This is a genomic window from Nonlabens sp., assembly GCF_039941875.1.
GTDB lineage: Bacteria > Bacteroidota > Bacteroidia > Flavobacteriales > Flavobacteriaceae > Nonlabens.
The window spans coordinates 536,831-562,000 of record NZ_JBDVDQ010000003.1 but is presented as its reverse complement, the minus strand read 5'-3'; the positions used below and the strand labels follow the sequence as shown (position 1 = coordinate 562,000).

Sequence of the window (25,170 nt, the reverse complement as noted above, 5' to 3'; positions counted from 1 at the left end):
TCACAACTAACTATTATTTTCCTTTATTAAGTAGGTCCATTAAATCAACATCGTTACCTAGTAATACTTCAGTAGGGTTGATACGACCAGTTTCTGGACCATTTTCTAGTTTTAACACACCACGAGGACATACCGCACTACAAATACCACAACCTACACAACTAGCTCTTACTATATTTTCTCCCTTTTGAGCATAAGCTCTTACATCGATACCTTGCTCACAATAGGTAGAACAGTTACCACAAGAGATACACTGACCACCGTTAGTAGTAATTCTAAAACGAGATTTAAAACGTTGAACAAGTCCTAAATAAGCGGCAAGTGGACAACCAAAACGACACCATACACGGTTACCAAAAATAGGATAGAAACCGGTACCGATAACTCCTGCAAACCATGCTCCTATCAGTACACTATAAGCGTCTTTAATCCAGTTTGCTGGAATACCTAGTAAAGAGTTAGCTCCTGTAAAATAAGCATAAAGCGTTACTATAGTCATTACCAGAGAGAATACCAGAACAGAGTGAATTAACCAGCGTTCTAGTTTCCATGATATTAATTTCTTACTAGAATTCTGACGGTATGGATCTCCTAAAGTCTCTGCAAGACCACCACATCCACATACCCAACTACAGTACCATCTTTTACCAAAGAAGTAAACCATAATCGGTACAATAATTATTGTTAGAACGATACCCCAAACTAATATAAACAGACCTATCGCACCACTATCTAATAAACTATCTAGATTCCAAGAGAAGAAAAAATCATAATCTAGTGGAAAGGCATTTTTAAAATCATAAGCTGGCATTTGTAAGCTGGTCATAATTTCTGGTATTAAGAATGCAAGTACAATCTGGAAAAACAATACAGATGTTGTTCTTAATACTTGATACTTATTATGACGGTATTTAATATACATTCTCACGGCCATTACAGACATAAGAACACAGTAAAGAAAACCGTAAACAAACCACTGGCTTGCCTCATTACCACTTAAAAATAAACTTATAGGATCTACTATAAACGTCCAGTTCACCACATAGTCTGCCATGAAGTAGAGTGCAATATAAAACGTCACTAGATACACAAGTACCAGCCACGCTATCCATCCACGGCTAGTAGCAGCACTGTGATAAATACCATTATTCTTAATACCTTTTCTACCCAATAACTGTAATTGTGGTGCTATAAACATAAGTGCACCTATAATACCTAACCCAAAAGTAAGGAACCACATCAGGCCTTTATTCTCCACCACAAAGCCTATTGCAGACTTCTTAGCTAGAGAAAAACTCATCGCACGGAAATCTTTCTCGTTTATTCTATACTGATACTGTTTTCCTTTATTATCCCAGTCCTTTGCAGCATCATATTTTGCAATAAGTGCATCATAATGAACATTATTTTTTTCTAATGCACCGCGTACGCTGCTAGAGAATTCAAAAATTCCCATAGGTCCTTTAGAGACCACGTCTTCATTTAATTCTTTAATTATAAACTCATTTGCTATTCCTTTAGACTCTAGAAATGAATTAAGCTGCTCTTTTTGAAGATCAAAAGAACCTGCAAAAATAGATCCTGTAAAAATGGTTAGTCCTATTAAAAAGATGACTAATCCTATATGGTGTATTGCTTTCATAAAGCTTTGATTATTTGTGATTGTGTTTAATTAAGCAAAAATGCGTTTCCAGCTTTTTTTAACCGGTTTAATATGTTTTCCTCTTTCTTGATTGTAATGCGAGATGATCGCATCTTCATGCTTAGAATAAAATTCAGGATCAAAATTAGCATCCTTTAAATAAGTCATTACATCATCTACCTTACGATTTTCAGTTAACCAGCGATCAAATATCTCGTGACGCATTCTTATACCAAAGGTGTTGATACCTAAAAACTCGTCGGTATCTTTATGGTATGCTACCGTAACACAAATATTTTCTACCGGATGTCTCCAGTGAAACTGATCTTCAAAATCGGGCTTTCTAGAACCGCTTACCCATCCATAAGTCTGATACTCGACGTCCATAAACTTAGCACTATTGAACCAGTGTCCAGGATTATATTCTGTCGCATTCCCACAAATAGTCTGTGCTAACGCCTCACCCATCATACGACCTGTATACCATACGGCCTCAATAGGTCTACGTCTACCTATGCCCTCACGTTGCTCTGCACAATCACCTATCGCATAAACATCTTTAACACTAGTTTCTAGTAATCTATTAACCATGACACCACGGCCTAATTCTATATCAGAATTTTTTAAGAAATTTACATTAGGAGACACACCAGCCGTTAGACCAACTACATCGCACTCAATAATCTCACCTGTCTCTTGGATTTTTATCGCTTTACACTTCCCGTTTCCGTCGTCTATAATTTCCTCTAGATTTTGTTCTAATCTTAAATCAATACCGTTTGCAAGAATTTCTTCATTCACTAGTGCGCTTTCTCCAGCTGGTAAAACACCATTCCAGAAACTGCTTTCTCTTACTAAAAATGTAACTGGTATATGACGTGAGTGAAGCATCTCTGCCATCTCTATCCCTATTAAACCACCACCTACTATTACAGCACGTTTACAAGCTTTGTTGTCAGGCGCATTTTTTTCTAATTTTTCTAAATCTTGCTTGTGATACATACCTTGCACGCCGTCTAAATCCTGACCTGGCCAGCCAAATTTATTAGGAATACTACCGGTAGCTATTATCAGCTTATCAAAACTCATAGTCTGACCGTCAGTAAATTGTATGCTTTTATTTGCACCTGAAACACTTTCTACCCAGGCATTTTTTAACTCGATACGGTTCTTTTTCCAAAACCAACTCTCATACGGTTGTGTATGCTCAAATTTCATATGCCCCATGTAGACATACATCAATGCTGTACGAGAAAAAAAGTAATCTGTCTCTCCAGAAATGATTGTGATGCGCTTATCAGAATTTTTCCTGATATGCCTTGCTACTGTGACTCCTGCGACACCGTTTCCTATTATTACTATATGTTCCATGGCTTGATTATTAAAATGACAAATCAACTAATTTCTTAAGATTAGAAATATTTACATACCACACTTCGTATAGTATATTATTCCCTAAACATTTTATTAAGAAAATATTGACGTTTCTAATTTACACAATAATCCGTAATACATATCACATTTTAATAACAAGGAAGTTTTTAAATATTCCGCTTTCGCGAAAGCGAGATAAAAATTATACTATCTACTATAAAAACAAGCTGGCAAGAAAATTGATATTTCATAGTTATTCCAATCAAAGCTAAAATTGTATTAATTAAATTGTTTTTATCAAAAAAAAGAAGATTATTGTAGCTACAACTATATATTAATTTTTTTACGGTAGTTACTCAATACTTATATTATGAAATTTTATTTGCCCCTATTTCTATTGATCAGCACGTTTTCCTGTCTATCTCAAAACACTAGCACAACAAAAATTAACGGTATATCATTTGTCGCAACCAGAGATACCGTTAAAGAATCTTCTATAACACCATTAAAAAAATATCATGCCAATTATGCTGCGGTAATCCCATATGCCTGGATGAGAAGTCTGGAAGAACCTGAGGTTGTTTTCAATGAAAGAGAAGGCTGGTGGGGTGAAAAATCGCATGGAGTCTCTGTAACGTCTAAGCACATGAAAGACCAAGATTTAAAGGTTCTTTTAAAACCTCAATTATGGATAAGTCGCGGACAGTACACAGGTCACATTAATTTAAAGACTGAGGCCGAATGGAAGATTCTAGAAGATAGTTACACAGCATATATCATGAGATTTGCACAGGTTGCAGCTCAAGAAAATATAGAAATGTTTTGTATAGGTACAGAATTAGATTCTTTTGTAAAAGCCCGTCCAGCTTACTGGCAAAAACTCATAAAAAACATACGTAAAATCTACAAGGGAAAACTTACTTATGCCGGTAATTGGGACAGTTATAAATATGTTTCTTTTTGGGATCAATTAGATTATATAGGAGTAGATGCTTATTTCCCGATGAGTGAAGAAAAAACACCTGATCACAATACCATAACTAACAGTTGGAAAAAATGGAAAAAAGAACTTAAAGATATCTCAGATACATACAACAAACAAATTCTTTTTACTGAATACGGTTATATAAGTGCCGATTACGCAGGTAAAGAGCCATGGGCAAATGCTGGTGAAGACAAAGCTGTAAATCAAGAAGCACAACATATACTGTTAGAAGGTCTATATAATAATGTATGGCATGAAGACTGGATGGCTGGTGGCTTCTTATGGAAGCATCATCCTGTAAAAGGCAGACGTAGTCTTGCAAAAAGATTCACTACACAAGATAAAAAAGCACAAAAAACTGTGCATGCCGCTTACAGTAAACAGTATTAATAGTCAGCACCTCACAACATCTTTTTATGAGTTTCAATAAGTATCCATTTATAGTATTTCTATTTATTCTGTTTAGTGCCAGTTCTTTGAGTACAGCTCAATTAATGCAGGACAAAGATCAATTTACAAGACAAGATTCTTTACGTGGCTCTATAACTCCAGAACGTGCCTGGTGGGATATTACTTATTATAACCTAGATGTAACCGTACTACCAGAAGATAAATCTATTTACGGTTCTAATACCATTACTTATGAAGTGCTAAAACCTTATCAGGTTATGCAAATAGACTTGCAAGAGCCTATGCATATTACTATGGCGACACAAAATGGTAAAGAACTAGAAGTAAAACATGAAGGGAATGCTCATTTTATCACCTTACAAGAAAATCAAACTACTGGTTCTAAGAATCAAATAAAAATAGACTTTGAAGGTCATCCACGTGAGGCTAGAAATGCGCCATGGGATGGTGGTTTTTCTTGGCGAAAAGATAGCAACGGAAAAGATTTTATTGCTACTTCTAATCAAGGTCTAGGTGCTAGCGTATGGTGGCCATGTAAAGACCACATGTATCAAGAAGTAGACGGTATGACTATCTCTGTAAACGCTCCAGCAGGATTGATGAATGTATCTAATGGACGTTTAACTAATACGGAATTAAAACCAGACGGCAGTTCTACCTACACATGGGAAGTAAGAAATCCTATCAATAATTATGGTGTAAATATCAACATAGGTGATTATGTAAACTTTTCTGAAGTATATCAAGGAGAGGCTGGTCCACTGGATATGAATTATTATGTTTTACGTGATAATCTGGAGAAAGCCAAAAAACAATTTAAGGACGCACCTAAAATGATGAAAGCTTTTGAACACTGGTTCGGGCCCTACCCATTTTATGAAGACAGCTATAAACTAGTAGAAGTGCCTTATCTAGGTATGGAACATCAAAGCTCTGTAACTTATGGCAACAGATATGTAAATGGCTATCTAGGCAGTGACCTTTCTGGTAGTGGCTGGGGAATGAAATTTGACTTCATCATCATACATGAATCTGGTCATGAATGGTTTGCAAACAATATTACAAACAAGGATATAGCAGACATGTGGATTCATGAAAGCTTTACCTCGTATTCAGAAAATCTCTTTGTCGACTATTATTATGGTAAAGAGGCCAGCGCCGCTTATGTAATAGGCACACGTCGCAAGGTGATGAATGACAAACCTTTGATAGGTAAATATGATGTTAATAATGAAGGGTCTGGAGACATGTATTACAAAGGCGCCAACTTTTTACACACTCTGAGACAGATTACTAATGATGACGAAAAATGGAGACAGATCTTGCGTGGTCTTAATTTTGAATTCTATCATAAAACAGTAACCACCGCACAAATAGAAAATTATATTTCTGATCAAATGGAAATGGATTTAAAACCTATTTTTAATCAATACTTGCGCGATACTCGCATTCCTAAGTTAGAATATTCTATCAAAAAAAGAAACCTGCACTACCGCTGGATAGATGTAGTAGAAGGTTTTGAAATGCCTATTCAAGTATTAATCGATGGAGAAAAAACATGGATCACTCCTTCTTCAAAAATTCAAAAAATGAAGTTACCTTCTAAGAAATCAGAATTTGAAGTTATAGAAGATTTTTATGTGAAGTATAAGAAAAGGGGTAAATTGAGCTAATTATGAAATATGCCAGCCTCTCCGATAGAATTAAAGCCTTTACAATTGATCAAATATTACTCATAGTCACTATGTTTATTACCTCAGAATTACTTTCTAATTTTGAAAACGTACCTACGTCACTAAGAATGCTATTATTTATATCCTTCTTCTTTTTGTATGAACCTATATGTATTTCCTTTTTTAAAGGAACCATAGGACAGCAGTATATAAACATTAAAGTAGAAAAGGATAACGATCAAGGAACAGCTGTCAACTTTTTTCTAGTTATTATAAGAACCTTTCTAAAATATTCTCTAGGTTGGATCTCTCTATTAACCATAAGCAGCAGTGCAAAGAAACAGGCTATTCATGATTCCATAGTAAAATCAATAGTTCTAAGACAGTAACTCCTCCACACAATCCTCTACAGTTTCATACTCAAATTTAAAACCAGTATCTAACAATCGTTGCGGATACACATACCTACTTTTCATTAACAATTCAGATTCTGATCCTATAATCGCGCTGCCTAATTCTACGAGCCATTTAGATTGTGATATACCTAAAGGAACAAACAACTCTTTCCTTAAAATACCCATGAATTCTTTATTTGGTCTAGGCTGTGGTGCAGTGACATTTACAGATCCTGATAATTGAGATGAGATTAAAAAGTCGATTGCTTTACAAAAATCATTAATATGAATCCAACTTATAAATTGGTTTCCATTTCCTTGTTTGCCACCCATTCCTAATCTAGTGATGGTTTTTAATTTTGGAAAAGCACCACCATCTTTGCCCATCACTATAGAACTGCGTATGGCTATTTTACGCACATTTTCTATGGTAGTTGAGTAGAATTCTTTCTCCCATGATTTTGCAATATTCATCGAGAAATCATCTCCTATCACACCAGTCTCTTCTGTATTTATAGTCGTTTCAGAATGTACATAAATGGTCGCTGTACTAGAATTTATAAATACTTGTGGCTTATTTACCGCTTGTTCCATCGCGAGATTTAGCACGCGTGTACTGTCTATACGAGAACTTAAAATCGCCGCTTTATTTTTATCGGTATAACGACAGTCCACCGATTTTCCTGCTAGATTAATGAGCGCCGTTGCACCTTCTAGATGCTCGGTCCACTCGCCTAGATCTTTACCATTCCAGTAAATTGTTTTTGGATCTCGCTTTCGCGAAAGCGTAACTACAACAATTCCTTGTGCCTCAAGATAATTCTTGAGAGCGATTCCTAAAAAGCCAGTCCCACCAGCGATGACTATTTTTTTCATGAGAATAAAAGTATTATAATTCCTAAAACGACGTTTCTGAAAGTGAGCCAAGATACAGTAGGTATCCATCCTAAATGCATGTTTCTACATCTTCTTATATGTTCCAATAACATAACTCCTACAACGAGCATGAAATAACCTATATAAAGGTATGGGTGCAATTCTATAAATTGCTGTAATAATAGAATGGGCAATAATAAAATCCCACCTAGTGCAGATACGGCACTCATGTTACCTAGATAATCCCAACTGTTCTTGCGTGACCATAGAGTAATCATCACACCTTGCCATACTACCTGACCGAAGCAAATCATATATTCTACATACCAAGGTGTCTGAAAACCAAAATAATCAGTAATGTGATAGGTATAATTATTAAGAACTAGGCCTGTAAAAACAGCCGTAAAGAATATAAAAAGTGTGCGATAAAAATAGTTAACATCTGGCTCGCAGGTTCTCTCATTTACCGGTGTTCTCTTGCCTCCTACTATGACTTTTCTATTATAAGTAATAAATTTATAGAGCTGTTTTAATGGCGCATAAATAAGGGGAAAGTGCAATGGTTTACTTATCCAGCTTTTTCCTTGAGAAAAAATATGTATCATAGAATCTAGACCATAAATCGTTTCACCTGTTACGGTATCGTGTAGAGCGATTTCATTTTGAGCACGATGCATATCTATGGTAGTTGTAAACTCCTCACTTACTAACTGGTAAGGAGTTATGGTATTGCTGTCTACCATGTCTAGTTTAGTAAATGTACTACCGTACACCACACACATAGGACAGTTTTTATCGATAAGTAATTTATGATTTTTAATCATGATGTGGGTTGTTATGAACCTTGTGTAGGTCTTGGTTGATTATAAGGTTGTTTTGTTTGCTGTTGCTCAAACATTCTATCTCTTATTACAGACTGTTGTCTTGAAACCTTACTTCTCTTTCTACCTCTGAAAAACAACATCATATTAAAAAATAACATCACACCTAGATAGATAGAGAAGCCACCTATTTTTGTACTTAATATCTCGATTAGGTTTTGATAGGTTTCATTAAAACCACTGCTACTTATTTTTAACATCCATAATCCAAAACCGATATTGAGCAAGTAAAAACCTACTTCAAAAAGTTTATTAGTAGAGTTTGCAATATCCTCACGGCCATGAAAAATATCGAGCATAAATATTTTTCCATTCTTAAATAAGGTACGTGACACAAAAAACGTTAAGGTTAAAATGATAGGTAGATAAATAAAATAGCCGATTACAATTTTTGAAGTTTCCATAAGTATTAATTTTAAATATTAGTTTTAGATTTTTGTTTTAAAATGATATTAATAACTAGCATATTGAAATAATGCATTGCTGCTAGTATAAGAGTGATGTAAGCCAGGTGCGTCATGACAGATTCTATCACATCTGCTAGATTATGCAGCCTATCCCAAATAGAAATAGCATAAATACCATATCCTATATTTAACAAGTAATAACCTGCTAGTAAGATTTTGTTCACCTGGTGTGTAAGTTGTGGATCTTCTGGGATAATTTGTGCTACATAAACGTGACCGTATTTATAACATAAGTGACCTACATAAAGAATAGCCGTCACTACCACTATTAAATAGGTGATGTATGCGATGAGATTATTCATGAGTCAAGGCATTTTTGTAACTTAAATAATGAACAACAAATGAGTAAAGGAACAAACCTATAGAAACGACTATAGAAGATTGAATAATTAACTCATTACCAGAACTAATATTTGAATAGAATAAAATCAAAATTATAACAGATAATATTACATGAATACCTGAATGTAACCTAGACTGAGTATTTTCTGTATAACACATAATTAAAAAGCTCATTAAAACCTGTAGTGGTCCATAAGCAATCATGGATAGTAAACCAAGCATCGGAGAACAAATGGTAAGTATCAGAGCAATTGCTAATAATCCAAGATTATAATAAATAATATTTTTCATAATTTATAGTTTTAGAACTTTCAATAAAAACTGAAAGTTTAATTCAAATAAAAAAGCTAGGAGATCGCTTTGATCAGCTTTTTCATGTAGTTATTGTTATTAATTTTAGTCATTAAGTTGGTTAAATTCTCCATCTGGCTTACGAAATCAGCTAGATCAGAAAGTAAATTTTGAAAATGTTCAATTTCCTCTTTGTTCCCTTCTAATTTTGCAGCTTTAAGTTCGTTAAGCAAACGTCTTACTGGTTCTAGCTCTCTTCTTTTGCGCTCTTCCATAATATTTTGAGCAATAGAATGTACATCGTGCAAGGCTATAAAAAACTCTTTGCGCTCTCCTAGAACCGTTTCTTTGCGCACTAGTCTCCAGTTGATTAACTCACGCACATTAGTATTAACGTTACCTCTAGAAAGCTGTACTTCTTCCATGATCTCGTCTGCACTTAATCCTTCAGGATAAGAAAGCAATAGCGCATGGATTTGAGCCATGGACTTAGATATTCCCCAAGAGCTTCCTAAAGAACCCCATGCCTGAATAAATTTTGATCTTCCTTCTTCTAATTTCATACCCCAAATATACAACTACTTTTTAAACTTTCAATATTTTCTGAAAGTTTAATTTATGATAAGATTCATCTTATGCTTTTAAGAGTAACGATGTTTGTTCTAATTTTGCTTTCGCGAAAGCGAGATAAAACAACCTCATGACACAACAACAAGTTATAGATAGTACGGTACAATTTGTAAAAACACAATTACAAGGAGCCGAAGGTGGACATGACTGGTTCCACATAGAACGTGTGTGGAAAAATGCAAAACTCATTGCAAAAAACCAAGATTGCGATAAAGGCGTCGTAGAATTAGGCACTCTATTACACGACATAGCCGACTCAAAATTTCACGATGGAGATGAAACCGTTGGGCCACGCGTCGCAAGAGAATTTCTTACATCGCTAGAATTACCAGAAGAGGTAATAGTCCATGTGGAAAATATCATCAAATACATATCTTATAAAGGTGGTCACCAGAGTAAAGATTTTACTAGTAAAGAACTGGATATAGTACAAGATGCAGACCGACTGGACGCACTGGGAGCGATAGGAATAGCGCGTACTTTCAATTATGGAGGTTTTAAAAACAGAGCTATTTATGATCCTAATATTGCGCCAGATCTTAATATGACTAAGGAACAGTATAAAAAAAGCACGGCACCTACTATCAACCATTTTTATGAAAAATTACTTCTTTTAAAAGATTTAATGAATACAGATTCTGGTAAGCAAATAGCACAACAACGTCATGATTACATGCAAGGCTTTTTAGACCAATTTCATGCAGAGTGGAATGGAGAACTATAAATGGTCTTTTAACTTTGTACTTTTACATTCTTAATCTATTACATGAATCCAGGACCTTTTGCACAACATAGAAGACAGTTTTTTCTGATAAAAATGCAGTATCTGGGGTTTAGATTTCACGGCTGGCAGAAACAACCCAACAACATACCTACGGTAGAGCACATGGTAACTAGAACCTTGCGCTATGTTCTGGATCATTCTAATTTTAAAATTCTCGCTGCTGGAAGAACAGATGCAAAGGTGTCTGTTAATGAAGCGTGGATAGAGCTTTTTCTAGATGCCGATGAAGAACTAGAAATGCAGCAATTTCTATTAGATTTTAATCAGAATTTACCCAGTGACATAAGAGCGCTAGCGGTTCAAAAAACGGATAAGCATTTTAATGTGATACAGGCTCCTAAAGTTAAGGAGTACATCTATCTGTTTTCTCATGGAGAAAAATTCCATCCCTTTTGTGCTTCTATGATGGTGTACATGAAAGAATCGCTAGACATCGATATAATGATGCAAGCGGCTAGTCTTTTTGAAGGCACGCATGATTTCTGGTCTTATACCTATAAACCGACAGAGACTACTATTACTACTTCTACTATAGAAAGTTGTTATATAGAAAAGAATGAGCTTTTTACGGCAAACTTCTTTCCAGAGGAGAGCTTCGTTTTTAGAGTAAAAGGAGAAGGTTTTAAGCGCCATCAAGTACGTTTAATGGTAGGAATGCTATTTGACCTAGGTATGTACAAACTCACGCTAGATGAGTTTAAGGAAACACTAGACGGCAGTAAAAAAATACATTTATCTCACATAGCACCACCCAGCGGTTTAATGCTCTATAAAACAGAGCTCAAGTAATTCTTAATTCTTATAGAAGTGTTAAAGTGATGTTTTCGTGATAAGTAGTCTTTATTTTTAGAGCTCATAAAAACACAATCATGAAAAAATACATTTTATTACTTGCAGTAGTACTTTCTAGTAGTGCTCTTTTTGCACAAGATCTTACTAAATTAAAATTAGATAAGAGTCCTATGGATGCTGCATTCTTTCCATCTGGAGCGGCACACCGTGCATTTGCAAAAACTGAAAAAGCTAAAATGGCTGCAGAGCCTAAAATTAGAGTTCTTTATGGACGTCCAGCTCTTAATGGTCGTAACGTTTTTAGAACTACTGAGAACAAAAAAGATGGTATTACTCAATATGGTAAGTCATGGAGACTAGGTGCAAATGAAAGTACAGAGCTTCTTTTAATGACAGATGCTATGATAGGTGGTAAACTGGTTAAGGCTGGTCGTTACTCTATAGTAGTAACTCCTACTGAAAAAGAATGGACTTTCCACATCAATACTGAAAATGATGGATGGGGTAACTATTCTCATAAAGCAAACCTAGATATAGTAACGGTATCCGTTCCTGCTACTAACGACGGTAAAAGTTTAGAGCAATTAAGTATCGCACTTTATTCTCCAAAAAAGGACAACACAGTACATTTAAAAGCAGGATGGGGAACTTACAGAGCTGAGCTTCCTATTGTTTTAAAGTAATTATTCAGGAATAATTAACCTACCGCGCCATGTTTCTTGAACAGTGATAGTTGTAGGTCGTTCCTTTAAAATAACATCGCCGTATCCAGAAATGGTTCCGGCGATGTTTTGTTTTACATCCATATTCCATGAAGCTGTCCCACGGTGAAATATCTGTGCGTTCTGGATAACTAGATCTGGTGCGATTAATCTCCCATCACCTTTATCCCAATTCAAATTTGCGTTTACTACATTACCAGAAAGATAGAAATTGCTAATATTATCGGTATTAATAGTTAAGTTCTGGACATTTAAATCTAGCTTAAAATCTCCATCAGAATGATAGAAATCTTCTTCTGGACCGTCTGTAGATAATAAGGTTAGCGTATCCCAGCCTATAACACCGTCAGAAGAAATATCCTCACCAGTACTAGATCTTATCTCTGTTATGTTAGGCGAGGTAACTTCTATGATAGTAATACCATATTCTCTAACGACGTTACAACCGTTATTATTAACCACCACTAGTCTATTATCCTCTACGGTGACGTCTATATCATTTAATAAATTTGATCCCGTTTTAATCACTACTTTTTGAACAGGTCCATCTTTAACGATCAACTTCATGCGTTCATAAATTAAGATTTTATCAAACGCAGTCGTTGTTACTTCTTGCTCTATTAATTCACCTGCGGTTTGTGTACAATTTAATCCATCTTCAGAATCACAACCTATTATTCCTGCTACTATAAAGACACATAAGAATATTCCTAAAAAATGAATCTTAGTCCTAGGTGGTAGAGTTACTTTCGCTTTTAAATTTATTTTCTCCCTCATAATCTATATCCTATTCCTACACTTACCCCTTCGGCAGCGGCGCCATGAGATTTTAAAGTTACACTTGCAAAAATGTCATCGGTAAGCCTGCGCTGTAAACCCATTCTATTATAAATTCTAGATTCAAAGGGAATAGGCCAGTACACATAATAACCGAATTGTGTGATTACACTAGTTTTACCTAAATGAAGTTCGTGACCTATAAAAACTCCCACTCTTTGAAAATTTTCATCTCCAGTAATTCCTTCTTCGGGAAAACTATTTGCTAAGTAATCTCTATATTCTTTAAGAAACTCGCTTACAAAAAGCTCTGTACCTGCATGTAAACTGCTTTTTATATTGATACGTTTATCTGCATAAAAAGAAAAGTCATAAAAAGGAAACTGACCGCTGCCACGGTAATCACTTTCATTAAAACCCATTCTTGCTACTATGTTATAATGTATAGGTTCTGAATATTTACGTTTTTCCCAAACCTTAAATTCTGGTATATTCTCCCGATTGAGCGTATAATTTAAACCTGCTTGAAAAAACCAAGTGTTAGTGGAATTATTAGGTGCACGCACATTAGCATTAGAATAATGTATGATAGTTGCACCTGCATGAAAACCTAATCCTTTATACAGATTTTCTTTTCTATAGACCGCATTTAAATAGGTAGTACTTGTAATTCTAGAACCATAGGCATTATTGCGTGGGTTTTCTATCGCATCAAATGGTTTTGTCACATAGGCCAGCCCTTGCCCTATTCTAAGCTGTAAATTGCGATTAAAGAAATGAAAATTATAATGTGCATAGGCACTATAAGCCTCTCCTAATTCATACGTTTTCATATCTTGATAAGCTGCACTAAAACCCCAATCAGGAAAACCAAAACGTGACTGCCACTCCTCTTCTCCAAATGTTTTGCGATTATAACTTAATAATATTCCTGTAGGATGGTCTGTGATTAAATGAGAAATATCTGGATTGTGTTCTAGAATCGTACCGTTCATATAAGAAACGTCTAGCGTGGCTATTTTTGGAAATTGCGACGTAGATTGTGCGGTTACCGCTTTCGCGAAAGCGAGAAAAACAAACACAATAATATACCTTTTCATCATGTGAACGAAGCTACAAGGAAAGGTCAGTTAGTTCTAATGATTTAAGTTTAAATCGATAAAGAACAAGAAAAAAATATTAATGGATAAAATTATAGCAACTAGCTAGATAAATACAGTTACATCTTGCTAGTTGCTATGGTATACTTATGAAAATAAGTTTTCTAATCTTCTGGCGCTAGTTCTACGACTAATCCATCTAAAGCCTCAGTAATAGGAACCTGACAGCCTAGACGTGAATTCTCTTTTACGTTCTCGGCCTCCCAAAGCATGGCTTGCTCGTCATCATTACGTTCTCCTAGATCGTGATCACTTATCACATAACACTGACAGGTTGCGCACATAGCCATACCGCCACAAACTGCCTGTACTGGTAGATCATAAGACTTACATACTTCCATGAGATTCATGTTCATGTCCGTAGGTGCAAGAACTTTATGCTCTACGCCTTCTCTATCTATAATGGTAATATTAACGTCTTGCATTTATTTGTTCCCTATTTTTTTAACTACCGCTTTTTCTGCCTCCTTGCGAGTACCATCAAAACCGTCTACACCGCCTACAGTCGTGTATTTCATCACGTAGCGTTTATCTGGAAAGATGCGTTGGTAAGCACTTTGACACATTAATGTTGCTTCGTGAAAACCACAAAGAATCAGTTTTAATTTTCCTGGATATGTATTTACATCTCCTATGGCATAAATACCAGGTATGTTAGTTTGGTAATCTAGGGTATTATCTACTTTAATCGCATTTTTCTCTATCTCTAATCCCCAATTTGCTATAGGTCCTAATTTAGGCGCAAGACCGAATAAAGGTATAAAAGCATCACACTCGATAACCTCCATACGTTTTGCCTCGTCATTATGTTGTAATAATACAGACTCTACTTTTTCTTCACCTTTTACATCAAGAATTTGAGCAGGAGTAACAAGTCTTATTTTTTTGGCATCTACGAGATCTTGAACTTTTTCTACACTATCCAGCGCTCCACGGAATTCTTCTCTTCTATGTACTAATGTCACCTCAGAAGCAACGTCTGCAAGAAAAATAGACCAGTCTAGTGCTGAGTCTCCTCCACCAGCGATAACAACTTTTTTATCTCTATAAACTTCTGGATCTTTTATCATGTATGCTAGACCGTTGTCTTCATACTTTTCAATTCCTTCTATGGCAGGTTTGCGTGGTTCAAAAGAACCTAATCCGCCGGCTATGGCAACTACTTTTGTGTGGTGTTTTGTGCCTTTACTAGTAGTAACTATAAATGTGCCATCTTCTAGTTTTTCTATCTCTTCAGCTCTTTCACCTAGAGTAAAACCAGGTTGAAAAGGCTCTATTTGTTTCATTAAATTATCTACAAGATCGCCAGCGAGAACCTCTGGAAAGCCAGGTATGTCGTAAATAGGTTTTTTAGGATACAGCTCTGAACACTGTCCACCTGGTTGTGCTAGTGCATCAATAAGATGGCATTTAAGTTTTAATAAACCTGCTTCAAAAACGGTAAATAAACCTGTAGGCCCTGCACCTATTATTAAAATATCTGTAGTGATCATGTCTTGTTCCATAGCAACTTGTATGCCTATAATGTGGCTATTGCAAAGGTCGTGATCAATAACGTGTTAAGCAAATGATTAAGAAAAATCTAAACATGAAATCATTTAGATTTTTCTTAATAAAATAAATTAATCTATGTTGAATTTATAAGATGAAACCTACGCCTGCAGTGTTGTTTGTTTTTTCATCTATAATTATAAATCTTCCTAAATTCTTATCTGTTGCATAAGAGGTCCCTATAATCTCCTTACTGGTTTTAACGCTTACGGTACCTATATCATTTATCGCTAAAGTATCTGTCTCATTGCGATGATTCTCCATTAACTTTTTACCGCTTACTTTTAATTTGCATCGTACTCTAGAAGTACCTTGTTGTAGAAGATAGGTAGATCTTTCTGATAGAGCAGTATGATCCATCCAGCATAATTGTGCTTCTATGTTTTTTTGCTTTACATATTTATCACTTCCTACTATTAAGAAATCACCTCTAGTTACATTAATATCATTTTCTAACTCTACTATTACAGCCGACTCTTCTCTAGCTGTTTGAAAAGATTCTCCTGCTAGATAAATACTTTTTATTGTTGATTTCTGACTAGACGCGACTACCTCTACGGCATCACCTACAGAAAGGTCTCCACCTCGCACTGTAGCAGCATACCCTCTGAAATCGTGGTATTGTTCTGTCTTGGGTCTTATTACATTTTGAATATTTAAAGAAACGGTATTAAAGGTATTATTAACCTCTATATTTTCTAATATATCTAAAACAGACTTTTCATTATACCATGAGGTATTTAATGAAGGTTCTATAACATTATCTCCCTTAAGTGCAGATATAGGAACAAAATGTATCGTTCTATTTGCATCAGGATATTCTATTGCAAGTTCTTCAATAGTTTTCTTAATATCTAAAAATACTTCTTCACTATAATCAACCAGATCCATTTTATTTACCGCAACAATAATATGATTAGTAAGTAACAAATGATTGATTAAAAAATGCCTTTCTGTTTGTGGCAGCTTACCTCTTCTAGCGTCTACTAATATGATGGCAACATCACTATTACTAGCTCCTGTAATCATATTTCTAGTATACTCTTCATGACCAGGAGTGTCTGCAATGATATAACTACGCAAATTTGTAGAAAAATAAATATGCGCTACATCTATCGTAATACCTTGTTCTCTTTCGGCTATTAAACCATCTGTTGCTAGAGAAAAGTCCAAGTAATCATAACCTTTATTTCTACTACTGGTCTCAATCGCTTGTAATTTATCTTCTTCTAGGGATTTAGTTTCATACAGCAGTCTACCTATTAAAGTACTTTTACCATCATCTACACTTCCTGCTGTTGCTATTTTAAGCACATTCTTCATAATTCTTTCTTTTAAAAATAGCCTTGTTGCTTGCGTTTTTCCATCGCACCTTCACTACGTTTATCATCTATTCTAGCACCACGTTCAGAAATTGTACTATCTGTAATTTCTTCAATAACGGCATCAATTTCTGTCGCATGACTGAATACCGCCGCGGTACAACTCATATCTCCTACCGTTCTAAATCGCACCCAACTTTTTTGAGTCACCTCATCTTCATCTTTATAAACATGTGGAGACACTGACCAGATCATACTATCTCTAATAAAAACCTCGCGTTCATGAGCAAAATAAATACTAGGAATCTCTATTTTTTCTGACCTTATGTAATTCCACACATCTAGTTCTGTCCAGTTAGATAATGGAAATGCGCGAACATTTTGCCCATGATCTATGGTACCGTTAAGTAATTCAAAAACCTCTGGCCTTTGATTTTTCTCATCCCATTCTCCAAATTCATTACGTACAGAAAAAACACGTTCTTTGGCTCGGGCTTTTTCTTCGTCTCTACGAGCACCACCTATACAAACATCAAAACCATGTTCTTCAATAGCATTAAGTAAAGTAGCCGTTTGTAATAAATTCCTACTGGCATAACGTCCAGATTCTTCTTTTGAAATCCCAGCATCTATATCGTCCTGAACATGTGCTACAATTAATTTCAAACCTAGTTTTTCTACTAACTCATCTCTAAAAGAAATGGTCTCAGGGAAATTATGACCTGTATCAATATGCAATAAAGGAAAAGGAATGGGCGCTGGATAAAAAGCTTTATGAGCAAGATGTACTAATGTGATACTGTCTTTACCGCCGGAGAATAATAAAACTGGCTTTTCAAACTGACCTACTACTTCTCTAATGATATAAATAGCTTCGGATTCTAATAAATTAGGCTCTAGAAGCATATTAATTGTGGATTCCACATTCTCTATTTTCGACAACTTTTGTTGGGTCATAATATTTGAGTTCGTTTTTTAAATTATATTGTTCTAGGTATTCGTCCAGTTGGTTATCATCATAATCATAAAAAGGAGATACCTTAAGAACGTCATTTGCACCGTAAGAAAGTACATCTATAGAATCTCTAAATGCGGTCTGTCCTTTTCTAAGATTCGTAAACCACACGTCTGGACTCCATTCACTCATCGCACGTTTAAAAGGTTCTAACTTCACTTGTTCACTAAAAAGAGCATGGGATGGATTATCCAAATCAGGAATTCCCATAATTACATTTCTATATGCTACAGATTGCTTAGGTACATATATTTTGAGATTTAAATCAAGTAACTCTCTTACATACTCTACATGTTTATAAGTCTGAATAGTATTATAACCTGTATCGCACCAAATGACTGGTATATCTTTCTTTACTTGTGTTACCAAATGAAGAATAGCCACTTCATAAGGTCTAAAATTAGTTGTTATAATAGGGTTCACCGCTTCTTCTAGTACCTGGCTAACTCTATACAAAGGCTGCTCATTTTTAAGAGCCTCATTAAACTTTTGTACGGACTGTTTGTTTATTTTTTTCATTATTTGGATTTGTGATTTTATCCCATAAACGTTCATGAATGAAGTATAAAACCATTTTACTAAAAACCTCTATACCTCCTATAGTAAGTGCTATATCTATCTTGGAAGTAAGTAACCACGATATCACTATGGTATCTAATGTACCTATGACACGCCAGCTTATTGTTTTCCATAGTGCAATTTTCCAGTTAGGATCACTAGATTTTGCATTATCAAGAAAATCAGGTTTATAAATTCTATCTAAAATCAAAGGAACTTTTATTTAACATGCAAAACTAAATAAATAAACTTTTACCCTATAGGGTTAGTAGAGTAATTATTTAAATAAATATTTGGAGTGATTTTTTAATCTTTTAATATGCTGTAGAAAATTAGAAACTAGTAGAAACAAAAAATCCATCTAAGAAGATGGAGAATAATTGTTTTTGAACGGCCAGCCGCGAGCAGTTATAATAAGAAAACAGCCCATCTTAATATCGTAAGCTACTCGCGTTGTGTGACCTATCCAAAACTATTGTTAAAACTTAACACTGCAAATATATAACAATTTTTAAACCCTACAAGCCTTATAGGATAATATCGTATTAATATTTTGCCAATTAAATTTTGAGGATTTGATAATCCTGTCACACAAAACTGATTATTTCTATGATTACAGCATATTTAGATCAAATCATGGAGTGTTTGATTTTCTAAAATAGCGAGCGTATTATCTCTTACCTGAATCATTAATTTATTAACAGAACATGCATCTTCATCCACACAGTCTTCACACTTTTCATAGAAATTAAGACTTACACAAGGTAACATAGCGATAGGACCTTCTAAAATGCGATGTACCGTAGACATTCTTATTTTCTCTGGTAATTGCATAAGATAATAACCACCACCTTTTCCTTTGCGACTGCCCAGTATACTGTTCTTGCGCAGTTCTAAAAGAATAGCCTCAAGAAATTTATGAGGGATTTTTTCTGACTCTGCAATAGTAGCAATAGACGTGGGCACTTGATCTTCTTGTCTTGCAAGGTAGGTGAGCGCTTTTATACCGTATTTTGTTTTTCTAGATAGCATTCCCAAATTTAATACATTCTTAGATTCTACGTTAATAGATATAAACGTTTCTTTCTTCAAAAACCGTCTCTTACTTCGTATTTATGTTAACCTAGTTTACCTTCATATTCTTTATACTTACCGTTGTATCCAGATTGCAAAACAAATTCCTTCCATCAGAGATAAATATATTTAAAGTAAAATAAATCTCTATTGATTTTATACGGTCCGATTATTTCTGTTTTAATTTGAGTAGTTCATTAATGACAAGTACAAATAGAAGCTCTTAGACACGAAATAAAACTTTAAGAAACAACAAAAGTTAAACAAAACCACTTAAAATATTAATAATTAATCGATGAACGACAAGGTTAAAATTAATAATTATGACTGATTATTTATTCAAAAAAGATATAATAAACGAATTAACTGTATACTTTTTCCTACAAATAAAATTTTAGAAAATATTTAAAAACTGTTGATCCTTAAAACATTATTTAAGGTTACGACTCAATTAAAATTAAAAATGAAAATATTTTCATTTTTTTTCTTACAAAAAAACACAGACGTTATTCCCCTAAACATCTGAAAATAAATATTTTCCAAAACATCACATTATCGAAAACAAGTCTTCATCTAGCTCGAACACCAGTCGTAAAGCCTAACTTTGAATGAGTTTTACATCAAACATAGAACTGCAAAAACCACGAATTCCACTTTATGATTGCAGCACCATTGCCACTTAATGAAAAAGCTAGAATGAAGGCCTTAGAAAGCCTTAACATTCTAGATTCTTTACCAGAACAACAATATGATAATATTACAGAACTAGCATCTTATATATGTGGCACTCGTAACGCGGTAATTTCTCTAGTAGACGAGAACAGACAGTGGTTTAAATCTAACCTAGGTATGGCAGTTTGTGAAACACCACGAGAGGTTAGTTTTTGTGCACACGCTATTCACAATCCTAGTAAGTTAATGGAAATCCCTAACGCACTAGAAGACCCTAGGTTTAAAAATAATCCACTAGCCCATGATAAGGATAATCCTGTAATATTTTATGCCGGTGTACCTATACTAGACCAGACAGGATTTGCGTTAGGAACTCTCTGTGTATTAGATAACAAGCCTAAAAAACTAAACGATAAACAAAGAAAAGGATTGCTCAATCTAGCCCAACAGGTTCAAGAACTCCTAAAACTACACGTACTCAACACAGAACTTAAAGAGTCTAGATCTCATTTGAAAAAGCACAATGACCTTTTAAAAAATTTTGCAGGTACCGTATCACATGATATGAAAATGCCACTGGCTAATCTTATTGTGACTTCTGATATTTTAAATAAAAAATACTCTAGTATTCTAGATGATTCTGGTAGAGAATACCTTAGTTACCTAAAAAAATCGTCACTGTCATTAAGTGATTATATTACAAATATTCTTGCTCATTACGAGAGCTCATCTTATAATGTAGATGACCGTAAAAGCTTTGATGTTAATGATCTTCTAGAGAACATTATAGAGCTTATCAATATAAAGCACCATTGCGACATTCACCTGCCAGAAGTGAATCATACTATTCACTGCAACCGCGTTGCTCTTGAGCAAATATTTTTAAATTTAATAGGAAATAGTATTAAGTATAATGACAAAGAAGAAACCGTTATAGATTTAAGCATCAATCTAGATGATAGTCATTACATTTTTAAAGTCACAGATAACGGTCGAGGTATACCTGCAGATAAGTTAGACTCTATATTTGACCTATTCTCTACCGTAGGTGAATATGACCGTGAGGGACAAAAAGGTCACGGTATAGGCCTTTCTACCGTAAAACAACTGGTAGAAAAATTAGGAGGAGAAATTTCAGTAAACTCTGAACTTGGCAAAAACACCACCTTTACATTTAGTGTTGCTCAATAAATTATGATTCATGTTCCGCTTTCGCGAAAGCGGAACATAAATCCAATAAATTATAGATACTGGTTTATATAGTAATTAACACCTCTTTACAAGTTTTACTCACCTTAATAATATCGGACAGTAAACCTCTGGCTGTTACTTCTCTACCAGCACCAGCACCTTTTATCACCAGCGGATTAGACGCATAACTTTCTGAATAAATTTCAAAGAAGCCATCACTGCCTTTTAACTGCCCAGCTGGACTACTTTTAGGTACAGCTTTAAGCGATACTTTAAGCACTCCATTAACCACATCTAGCTCACCTAGATGTCGTAATACTTGATCGCTCGTGAGTGCATCTTTCTTTTCCTGCAACACCTCATCTAACAAAGTTACTTGGTCTAGAAACTGATTAAGCGAGGCTGTTCTCAAAGAAGGAATAACTAGGTTATCAATTTCTATATCGTCAAATTCTAGTTTTAACCCTGCTTCTCGAGCAAGTACTAATAGTTTTCTAGCCACATCGTTACCAGATAGATCTTCTCTAGGATCTGGCTCTGTATAACCATCTTTTAATGCATCGATTACTATTTCAGAAAATGGCTTATTCTCTTCACTAAAACGGTTAAAAATGTAACTCAAAGATCCAGAAAAAACACCATTAATAGCAAACAGTTGCTCACCACTATTATAGAGATCTCGTACCGCATTAATTATAGGTAGACCTGCACCTACATTAGTCTCGTACTCAAACTGTAATCCTTTATTTTTAAGAGCTGTGCGTATGACGTCATAAAAGGACTGCGATAATGTGTTTGCAATCTTATTAGCCGTAATAATATTAAAATCATGGTCTAATAATTCAGGATAATATTGAGATACCTCTTTACTTGCCGTGGCATCTATTGCTATTTTAGTTGCTTCATGCAAGTTTTCAATTTTATAAAAACTATCATTTTCCCTGACTTTAGAAATAGAACTAAAATCTTCTTTCCATTTTTGATTTATCCCTTTTGGATCAATAAGTACTCTCTTTGAATTTGCAAGACCTATAATTTTAAGGTCTAAATTATGTTTGTTTTTAAAAAAGGAATGCGATTGCAGCACTTGATTAATCAACGTACTGCCCACGTTCCCTATTCCGAATATATATAAATGTATTTGTTTCATTTGTGAGTTTTGGATAGATCACTAAATTGTTTCAAGCAATCTGATTTTATTACAAATCGATTTTGATGTTTTAGGTAAACGACTTTCTATAATCTGACATAGAATTTCTTGTACCTGATCATGTTCTATTAAAAAAGCATCGTGCCCATGAATAGAAGTGATCTCGTGATAATTAATATCCCGATCTCGCTTTAATAAATGGTACGTCTTTCTATCTTCATGGGCTATAAATAGTCCATCGCTATCTATGGCAACTAGCTCTATGGCTGTTTGAGAAGCTGCAATCGTAGACGCTATTTGGTTATCTGTACTGGCTTGTGCACTAGATAATAATCTATTGAGCAATCTATAGGCTGGTAGGGAAAATCTCTTTTTTAACTCTACTCCATGATAGTCCAACCACTTTTGAACTTTAAAAGAATTTTCTTCCTTTACATTTCCAAATTTAGAATTTAAACCTATCGGCGTTCTATAGAATGTCATCGCATGTTGTCTTGCTAGTTCTACTGGCTTTGTAGAAGTCGCGAGTATATTTTCTTGTACGTGGCAACAGGCGATAATCCAGTCAGTCGCTTTCCAGTCTGCAGCGATAGGTACTATGGTACCAAATAATTCAGGCTGTTGCGCTAGCATTTCCCACAATATCGCACCACCTATACTGCCTCCTATTCCTAAATCTATAAAGGAAATGTTTAATATGTGTAACGCTTTCGCGAAAGCGGAACCTACATCAAACAATGTCCAGTCCTGATAATTAAATATTAAATGATCGATGTTACCGTCATATCCATTACCAGGTATGTCAAAGGCGATAATGGTAAATTGAGTCGTATCTATAACTCTACTATCACCTACTAGCTCTTTCCACCACTGCGTTACAGAAGAGTTTCCTGTAAGCGCATGGTTAACCAGAATGATGGGCGCGGTATGTAACGCACGCCCAAAAATCTGATAGGAAACACTAATATCTTGCACCTTTCCCGATCTTAATTTAAAATCAGGAAGCTCGATGTGTTTTAGCTTGTGAGCCATTTATGCAAGTACTGTTTTATCTATAGTAGCAAAGGCTTCTTCAAGATCTGCAGTTAGATCTGAAACATCTTCTAAACCTACAGAAAGACGAATTAAATCTTTAGTAGCTCCACTACTTATTTGCTCCTCATCACTTAATTGCTGGTGTGTTGTACTAGCCGGATGAATTATAAGAGATTTACTGTCGCCTATGTTTGCTAACAACGAGAAAAGCTTTGTGCTATCCACTACTTTTTTTGCGCTTTCATAGCCGCCTTTTAGGCCGAATGTAACTACACCACTTTGACCTTTTGGCAAGTACTCTTTTGCCAGATCATGATAATTACTAGTTTCTAGACCAGGATAATTAACCCATTCTACTTCTTCTCTACTTTGTAACCATGTTGCTAATTCTAACGCATTCTTAGAGTGTCTTTCAATTCTAAGCGGCAGTGTTTCTAGACCTTGAATAATTTGCCATGCATTAAATGGAGAGATGGCAGCACCTAGATCTCTTAAACCTTCTATACGCACTTTGGCGATAAAGGCTGCTGCTTCTAGCGCCTCGCTATATACCAAACCATGATAACCAGCACTAGGCTCTGTGAATTCTGGAAATTTACCATTAGTCCAGTCAAAGGTTCCTGCATCTACTATAATCCCACCTAGTGCAGTACCGTTACCGTTTATGTACTTAGTAAGTGAATGAATTACAATGTTAGCACCATGTTCTATAGGGTTAAGTAAATAAGGTGTAGCCACTGTATTATCTACGATAAGCGGTACACGAGCTTCTCTAGATTGCTCGCTTATTTTTTTAAGATCTAGAACATCTAGTTTAGGATTTCCTAACGATTCTACAAATATGGCGCGAGTATTTTCTTGTACTGCATTAGTAAAAGCATCTTTATCATTAGGATTTACAAACGTGGTTGTAATACCTAAACGTGGTAAGGTCACAGAAAGCAAATTATAAGTACCGCCATAAAGTGAGTTACTGGCAACAATGTGGTCTCCTGCTCTCAGTAAGGTAAGCAATGCCGTAGAAATAGCACTTGTTCCAGAAGCGGTTGCAACGGCTGCTATCCCACCTTCTAGTGCTGCTAGACGCTGTTCTAAAACATCTACCGTAGGGTTATTAATTCTTGTGTAAATAAAACCTGGCTCTGCTAGCGAGAATAGGTTTGCCGCATGATCACTGTTGTTAAACACGTAACTAGTAGATTGATACAAAGGCACTGCTCTTGTACCACCATTGTTTTTAAAATCATGACCTGCATGAAGTGCGTTTGTTGAAAATTTTTGAGACATAATTGTTTCTTTAAAAATTAAAAATTGAGTTATGCTCAAAACCAATTAGAAATACGGATTTATTCTCTGAAAAAATCCAGAAAATAAAATCAAAAAAGAAACTTGTGGTAGTA

27 protein-coding genes are annotated in these 25,170 nt (G+C 35.0%); 7 read left to right on the top strand and 20 right to left on the bottom strand.

The window, feature by feature from the left end:
• Positions 1 to 13: 13 nt before the first annotated feature.
• Positions 14 to 1,642, bottom strand: coding sequence for a 4Fe-4S binding protein (locus ABJF08_RS02920; RefSeq protein WP_348114541.1), 1,629 nt, complete (start codon positions 1,640 to 1,642; stop codon positions 14 to 16).
• A 30-nt stretch (positions 1,643 to 1,672) separates the two neighbouring features.
• The gene (locus ABJF08_RS02915) at positions 1,673 to 3,013 is read right to left on the bottom strand and encodes an FAD-dependent oxidoreductase (protein WP_348114540.1); all 1,341 of its coding nucleotides are present in this window, start codon (positions 3,011 to 3,013) and stop codon (positions 1,673 to 1,675) included.
• A 373-nt stretch (positions 3,014 to 3,386) separates the two neighbouring features.
• Here ABJF08_RS02915 and ABJF08_RS02910 point away from each other — a divergent pair, with 373 nt between their 5' ends.
• The 3 genes from ABJF08_RS02910 to ABJF08_RS02900 all read left to right on the top strand — a co-directional run bounded on the left by ABJF08_RS02910 (position 3,387) and on the right by ABJF08_RS02900 (position 6,474).
• Positions 3,387 to 4,391: a glycoside hydrolase gene (locus ABJF08_RS02910; RefSeq protein ID WP_348114539.1), complete on the top strand. Its 1,005-nt coding sequence runs from the start codon at positions 3,387 to 3,389 to the stop codon at positions 4,389 to 4,391.
• 104 nt (positions 4,392 to 4,495) lie between these two features.
• Complete coding sequence (locus ABJF08_RS02905) at positions 4,496 to 6,085, top strand: M1 family metallopeptidase (protein WP_348114579.1); 1,590 nt, start codon at positions 4,496 to 4,498, stop codon at positions 6,083 to 6,085.
• Between the two features lie 2 nt (positions 6,086 to 6,087).
• The gene (locus tag ABJF08_RS02900; RefSeq protein ID WP_348114538.1) at positions 6,088 to 6,474 is read left to right on the top strand and encodes an RDD family protein; all 387 of its coding nucleotides are present in this window, start codon (positions 6,088 to 6,090) and stop codon (positions 6,472 to 6,474) included.
• On the opposite strand, the gene ABJF08_RS02895 is transcribed toward ABJF08_RS02900, so the two are convergent.
• From ABJF08_RS02895 to ABJF08_RS02870, 6 genes are read right to left on the bottom strand one after another with little or no spacing between them, the layout of a single operon-like run.
• Positions 6,463 to 7,356, bottom strand: coding sequence for a TIGR01777 family oxidoreductase (locus ABJF08_RS02895; protein ID WP_348114537.1), 894 nt, complete (start codon positions 7,354 to 7,356; stop codon positions 6,463 to 6,465). The two genes, ABJF08_RS02900 and ABJF08_RS02895, sit on opposite strands and share 12 nt — an antisense overlap.
• Positions 7,353 to 8,180, bottom strand: coding sequence for a hypothetical protein (locus ABJF08_RS02890; RefSeq protein WP_348114536.1), 828 nt, complete (start codon positions 8,178 to 8,180; stop codon positions 7,353 to 7,355). The genes ABJF08_RS02895 and ABJF08_RS02890 overlap by 4 nt, the downstream gene beginning before the upstream one ends.
• An 11-nt stretch (positions 8,181 to 8,191) precedes the next feature.
• Positions 8,192 to 8,641, bottom strand: coding sequence for a hypothetical protein (locus tag ABJF08_RS02885; RefSeq protein ID WP_348114535.1), 450 nt, complete (start codon positions 8,639 to 8,641; stop codon positions 8,192 to 8,194).
• An 11-nt stretch (positions 8,642 to 8,652) separates the two neighbouring features.
• Complete coding sequence (locus ABJF08_RS02880; protein WP_348114534.1) at positions 8,653 to 9,006, bottom strand: hypothetical protein; 354 nt, start codon at positions 9,004 to 9,006, stop codon at positions 8,653 to 8,655.
• Positions 8,999 to 9,337, bottom strand: coding sequence for a hypothetical protein (locus tag ABJF08_RS02875; RefSeq protein ID WP_348114533.1), 339 nt, complete (start codon positions 9,335 to 9,337; stop codon positions 8,999 to 9,001). Before ABJF08_RS02875 ends, ABJF08_RS02880 begins: the two co-directional genes overlap by 8 nt.
• Positions 9,338 to 9,393: 56 nt before the next feature.
• The gene (locus ABJF08_RS02870; protein ID WP_348114532.1) at positions 9,394 to 9,900 is read right to left on the bottom strand and encodes a transcriptional regulator; all 507 of its coding nucleotides are present in this window, start codon (positions 9,898 to 9,900) and stop codon (positions 9,394 to 9,396) included.
• Between the two features lie 137 nt (positions 9,901 to 10,037).
• Here ABJF08_RS02870 and ABJF08_RS02865 point away from each other — a divergent pair, with 137 nt between their 5' ends.
• The 3 genes from ABJF08_RS02865 to ABJF08_RS02855 all read left to right on the top strand — a co-directional run bounded on the left by ABJF08_RS02865 (position 10,038) and on the right by ABJF08_RS02855 (position 12,226).
• Positions 10,038 to 10,691, top strand: coding sequence for an HD domain-containing protein (locus ABJF08_RS02865; protein WP_348114531.1), 654 nt, complete (start codon positions 10,038 to 10,040; stop codon positions 10,689 to 10,691).
• A gap of 42 nt (positions 10,692 to 10,733) precedes the next feature.
• Positions 10,734 to 11,540 carry a tRNA pseudouridine(38-40) synthase TruA gene (locus ABJF08_RS02860; RefSeq protein ID WP_348114530.1) on the top strand — a complete coding sequence of 269 codons (807 nt, stop codon included), beginning with the start codon at positions 10,734 to 10,736 and terminating at the stop codon, positions 11,538 to 11,540.
• Positions 11,541 to 11,620: 80 nt separating this feature from the next.
• A complete protein-coding gene (locus ABJF08_RS02855; RefSeq protein WP_348114529.1) occupies positions 11,621 to 12,226 on the top strand; it encodes a DUF2911 domain-containing protein in 606 nt (201 codons plus the stop codon).
• On the opposite strand, the gene ABJF08_RS02850 is transcribed toward ABJF08_RS02855, so the two are convergent.
• The 9 genes from ABJF08_RS02850 to ABJF08_RS02810 form a co-directional block, all read right to left on the bottom strand.
• Positions 12,227 to 13,042, bottom strand: coding sequence for a head GIN domain-containing protein (locus tag ABJF08_RS02850; RefSeq protein ID WP_348114528.1), 816 nt, complete (start codon positions 13,040 to 13,042; stop codon positions 12,227 to 12,229).
• Complete coding sequence (locus ABJF08_RS02845) at positions 13,039 to 14,145, bottom strand: acyloxyacyl hydrolase (RefSeq protein ID WP_348114527.1); 1,107 nt, start codon at positions 14,143 to 14,145, stop codon at positions 13,039 to 13,041. The genes ABJF08_RS02850 and ABJF08_RS02845 overlap by 4 nt, the downstream gene beginning before the upstream one ends.
• Positions 14,146 to 14,306: 161 nt before the next feature.
• Positions 14,307 to 14,627 (bottom strand): 2Fe-2S iron-sulfur cluster-binding protein, encoded by a 321-nt coding sequence (locus tag ABJF08_RS02840; protein WP_348114526.1) that lies wholly within the window; start codon positions 14,625 to 14,627, stop codon positions 14,307 to 14,309.
• Positions 14,628 to 15,695, bottom strand: a complete 1,068-nt coding sequence (locus tag ABJF08_RS02835; RefSeq protein WP_348114578.1) for an NAD(P)/FAD-dependent oxidoreductase — start codon at positions 15,693 to 15,695, stop codon at positions 14,628 to 14,630. It lies immediately after the preceding gene.
• 145 nt (positions 15,696 to 15,840) lie between these two features.
• Complete coding sequence (locus ABJF08_RS02830; RefSeq protein WP_348114525.1) at positions 15,841 to 17,076, bottom strand: GTP-binding protein; 1,236 nt, start codon at positions 17,074 to 17,076, stop codon at positions 15,841 to 15,843.
• Positions 17,077 to 17,087: 11 nt separating this feature from the next.
• Positions 17,088 to 17,987: a sulfate adenylyltransferase subunit CysD gene (gene cysD, locus ABJF08_RS02825; RefSeq protein WP_348114577.1), complete on the bottom strand. Its 900-nt coding sequence runs from the start codon at positions 17,985 to 17,987 to the stop codon at positions 17,088 to 17,090.
• Entirely contained in the window at positions 17,983 to 18,609 is a 627-nt protein-coding gene (locus ABJF08_RS02820; RefSeq protein ID WP_348114524.1) for a phosphoadenosine phosphosulfate reductase family protein, read from the bottom strand. The genes cysD and ABJF08_RS02820 overlap by 5 nt, the downstream gene beginning before the upstream one ends.
• On the bottom strand, positions 18,572 to 18,859 hold the full coding sequence (locus ABJF08_RS02815) for a DUF2061 domain-containing protein (RefSeq protein ID WP_348114523.1): 288 nt from the start codon (positions 18,857 to 18,859) through the stop codon (positions 18,572 to 18,574). The genes ABJF08_RS02820 and ABJF08_RS02815 overlap by 38 nt, the downstream gene beginning before the upstream one ends.
• A 413-nt stretch (positions 18,860 to 19,272) precedes the next feature.
• Positions 19,273 to 19,680: an Rrf2 family transcriptional regulator gene (locus ABJF08_RS02810; RefSeq protein WP_348114576.1), complete on the bottom strand. Its 408-nt coding sequence runs from the start codon at positions 19,678 to 19,680 to the stop codon at positions 19,273 to 19,275.
• 699 nt (positions 19,681 to 20,379) lie between these two features.
• Between ABJF08_RS02810 and ABJF08_RS02805 the strand changes: the two genes are divergently transcribed.
• Positions 20,380 to 21,585, top strand: coding sequence for a GAF domain-containing sensor histidine kinase (locus tag ABJF08_RS02805; RefSeq protein ID WP_348114522.1), 1,206 nt, complete (start codon positions 20,380 to 20,382; stop codon positions 21,583 to 21,585).
• 64 nt (positions 21,586 to 21,649) lie between these two features.
• On the opposite strand, the gene ABJF08_RS02800 is transcribed toward ABJF08_RS02805, so the two are convergent.
• From ABJF08_RS02800 to ABJF08_RS02790, 3 genes are read right to left on the bottom strand one after another with little or no spacing between them, the layout of a single operon-like run.
• Positions 21,650 to 22,735, bottom strand: a complete 1,086-nt coding sequence (locus tag ABJF08_RS02800; protein ID WP_348114521.1) for an aspartate kinase — start codon at positions 22,733 to 22,735, stop codon at positions 21,650 to 21,652.
• Between the two features lie 21 nt (positions 22,736 to 22,756).
• Positions 22,757 to 23,767: an alpha/beta fold hydrolase gene (locus ABJF08_RS02795; RefSeq protein ID WP_348114520.1), complete on the bottom strand. Its 1,011-nt coding sequence runs from the start codon at positions 23,765 to 23,767 to the stop codon at positions 22,757 to 22,759.
• Positions 23,768 to 25,060 (bottom strand): O-acetylhomoserine aminocarboxypropyltransferase/cysteine synthase family protein, encoded by a 1,293-nt coding sequence (locus ABJF08_RS02790; RefSeq protein WP_348114575.1) that lies wholly within the window; start codon positions 25,058 to 25,060, stop codon positions 23,768 to 23,770.
• Positions 25,061 to 25,170: the final 110 nt, after the last annotated feature.

Coding starts and splice junctions, on each gene's coding strand:
- ABJF08_RS02810 (WP_348114576.1), bottom strand. CDS start 19,680: ATGCTATCTAGAAAAACAAAATACGGTATAAAAGCGCTCACCTACCTT.
- ABJF08_RS02915 (WP_348114540.1), bottom strand. CDS start 3,013: ATGGAACATATAGTAATAATAGGAAACGGTGTCGCAGGAGTCACAGTA.
- ABJF08_RS02795 (WP_348114520.1), bottom strand. CDS start 23,767: ATGGCTCACAAGCTAAAACACATCGAGCTTCCTGATTTTAAATTAAGA.
- ABJF08_RS02895 (WP_348114537.1), bottom strand. CDS start 7,356: ATGAAAAAAATAGTCATCGCTGGTGGGACTGGCTTTTTAGGAATCGCT.
- ABJF08_RS02885 (WP_348114535.1), bottom strand. CDS start 8,641: ATGGAAACTTCAAAAATTGTAATCGGCTATTTTATTTATCTACCTATC.
- ABJF08_RS02905 (WP_348114579.1), top strand. CDS start 4,496: ATGCAGGACAAAGATCAATTTACAAGACAAGATTCTTTACGTGGCTCT.
- ABJF08_RS02880 (WP_348114534.1), bottom strand. CDS start 9,006: ATGAATAATCTCATCGCATACATCACCTATTTAATAGTGGTAGTGACG.
- ABJF08_RS02890 (WP_348114536.1), bottom strand. CDS start 8,180: ATGATTAAAAATCATAAATTACTTATCGATAAAAACTGTCCTATGTGT.
- ABJF08_RS02840 (WP_348114526.1), bottom strand. CDS start 14,627: ATGCAAGACGTTAATATTACCATTATAGATAGAGAAGGCGTAGAGCAT.
- ABJF08_RS02910 (WP_348114539.1), top strand. CDS start 3,387: ATGAAATTTTATTTGCCCCTATTTCTATTGATCAGCACGTTTTCCTGT.
- ABJF08_RS02820 (WP_348114524.1), bottom strand. CDS start 18,609: ATGAAAAAAATAAACAAACAGTCCGTACAAAAGTTTAATGAGGCTCTT.
- ABJF08_RS02870 (WP_348114532.1), bottom strand. CDS start 9,900: ATGAAATTAGAAGAAGGAAGATCAAAATTTATTCAGGCATGGGGTTCT.
- ABJF08_RS02855 (WP_348114529.1), top strand. CDS start 11,621: ATGAAAAAATACATTTTATTACTTGCAGTAGTACTTTCTAGTAGTGCT.
- ABJF08_RS02875 (WP_348114533.1), bottom strand. CDS start 9,337: ATGAAAAATATTATTTATTATAATCTTGGATTATTAGCAATTGCTCTG.
- ABJF08_RS02805 (WP_348114522.1), top strand. CDS start 20,380: ATGATTGCAGCACCATTGCCACTTAATGAAAAAGCTAGAATGAAGGCC.
- ABJF08_RS02845 (WP_348114527.1), bottom strand. CDS start 14,145: ATGATGAAAAGGTATATTATTGTGTTTGTTTTTCTCGCTTTCGCGAAA.
- ABJF08_RS02860 (WP_348114530.1), top strand. CDS start 10,734: ATGAATCCAGGACCTTTTGCACAACATAGAAGACAGTTTTTTCTGATA.
- ABJF08_RS02900 (WP_348114538.1), top strand. CDS start 6,088: ATGAAATATGCCAGCCTCTCCGATAGAATTAAAGCCTTTACAATTGAT.
- ABJF08_RS02850 (WP_348114528.1), bottom strand. CDS start 13,042: ATGAGGGAGAAAATAAATTTAAAAGCGAAAGTAACTCTACCACCTAGG.
- ABJF08_RS02920 (WP_348114541.1), bottom strand. CDS start 1,642: ATGAAAGCAATACACCATATAGGATTAGTCATCTTTTTAATAGGACTA.
- ABJF08_RS02865 (WP_348114531.1), top strand. CDS start 10,038: ATGACACAACAACAAGTTATAGATAGTACGGTACAATTTGTAAAAACA.
- ABJF08_RS02830 (WP_348114525.1), bottom strand. CDS start 17,076: ATGAAGAATGTGCTTAAAATAGCAACAGCAGGAAGTGTAGATGATGGT.
- ABJF08_RS02800 (WP_348114521.1), bottom strand. CDS start 22,735: ATGAAACAAATACATTTATATATATTCGGAATAGGGAACGTGGGCAGT.
- ABJF08_RS02835 (WP_348114578.1), bottom strand. CDS start 15,695: ATGATCACTACAGATATTTTAATAATAGGTGCAGGGCCTACAGGTTTA.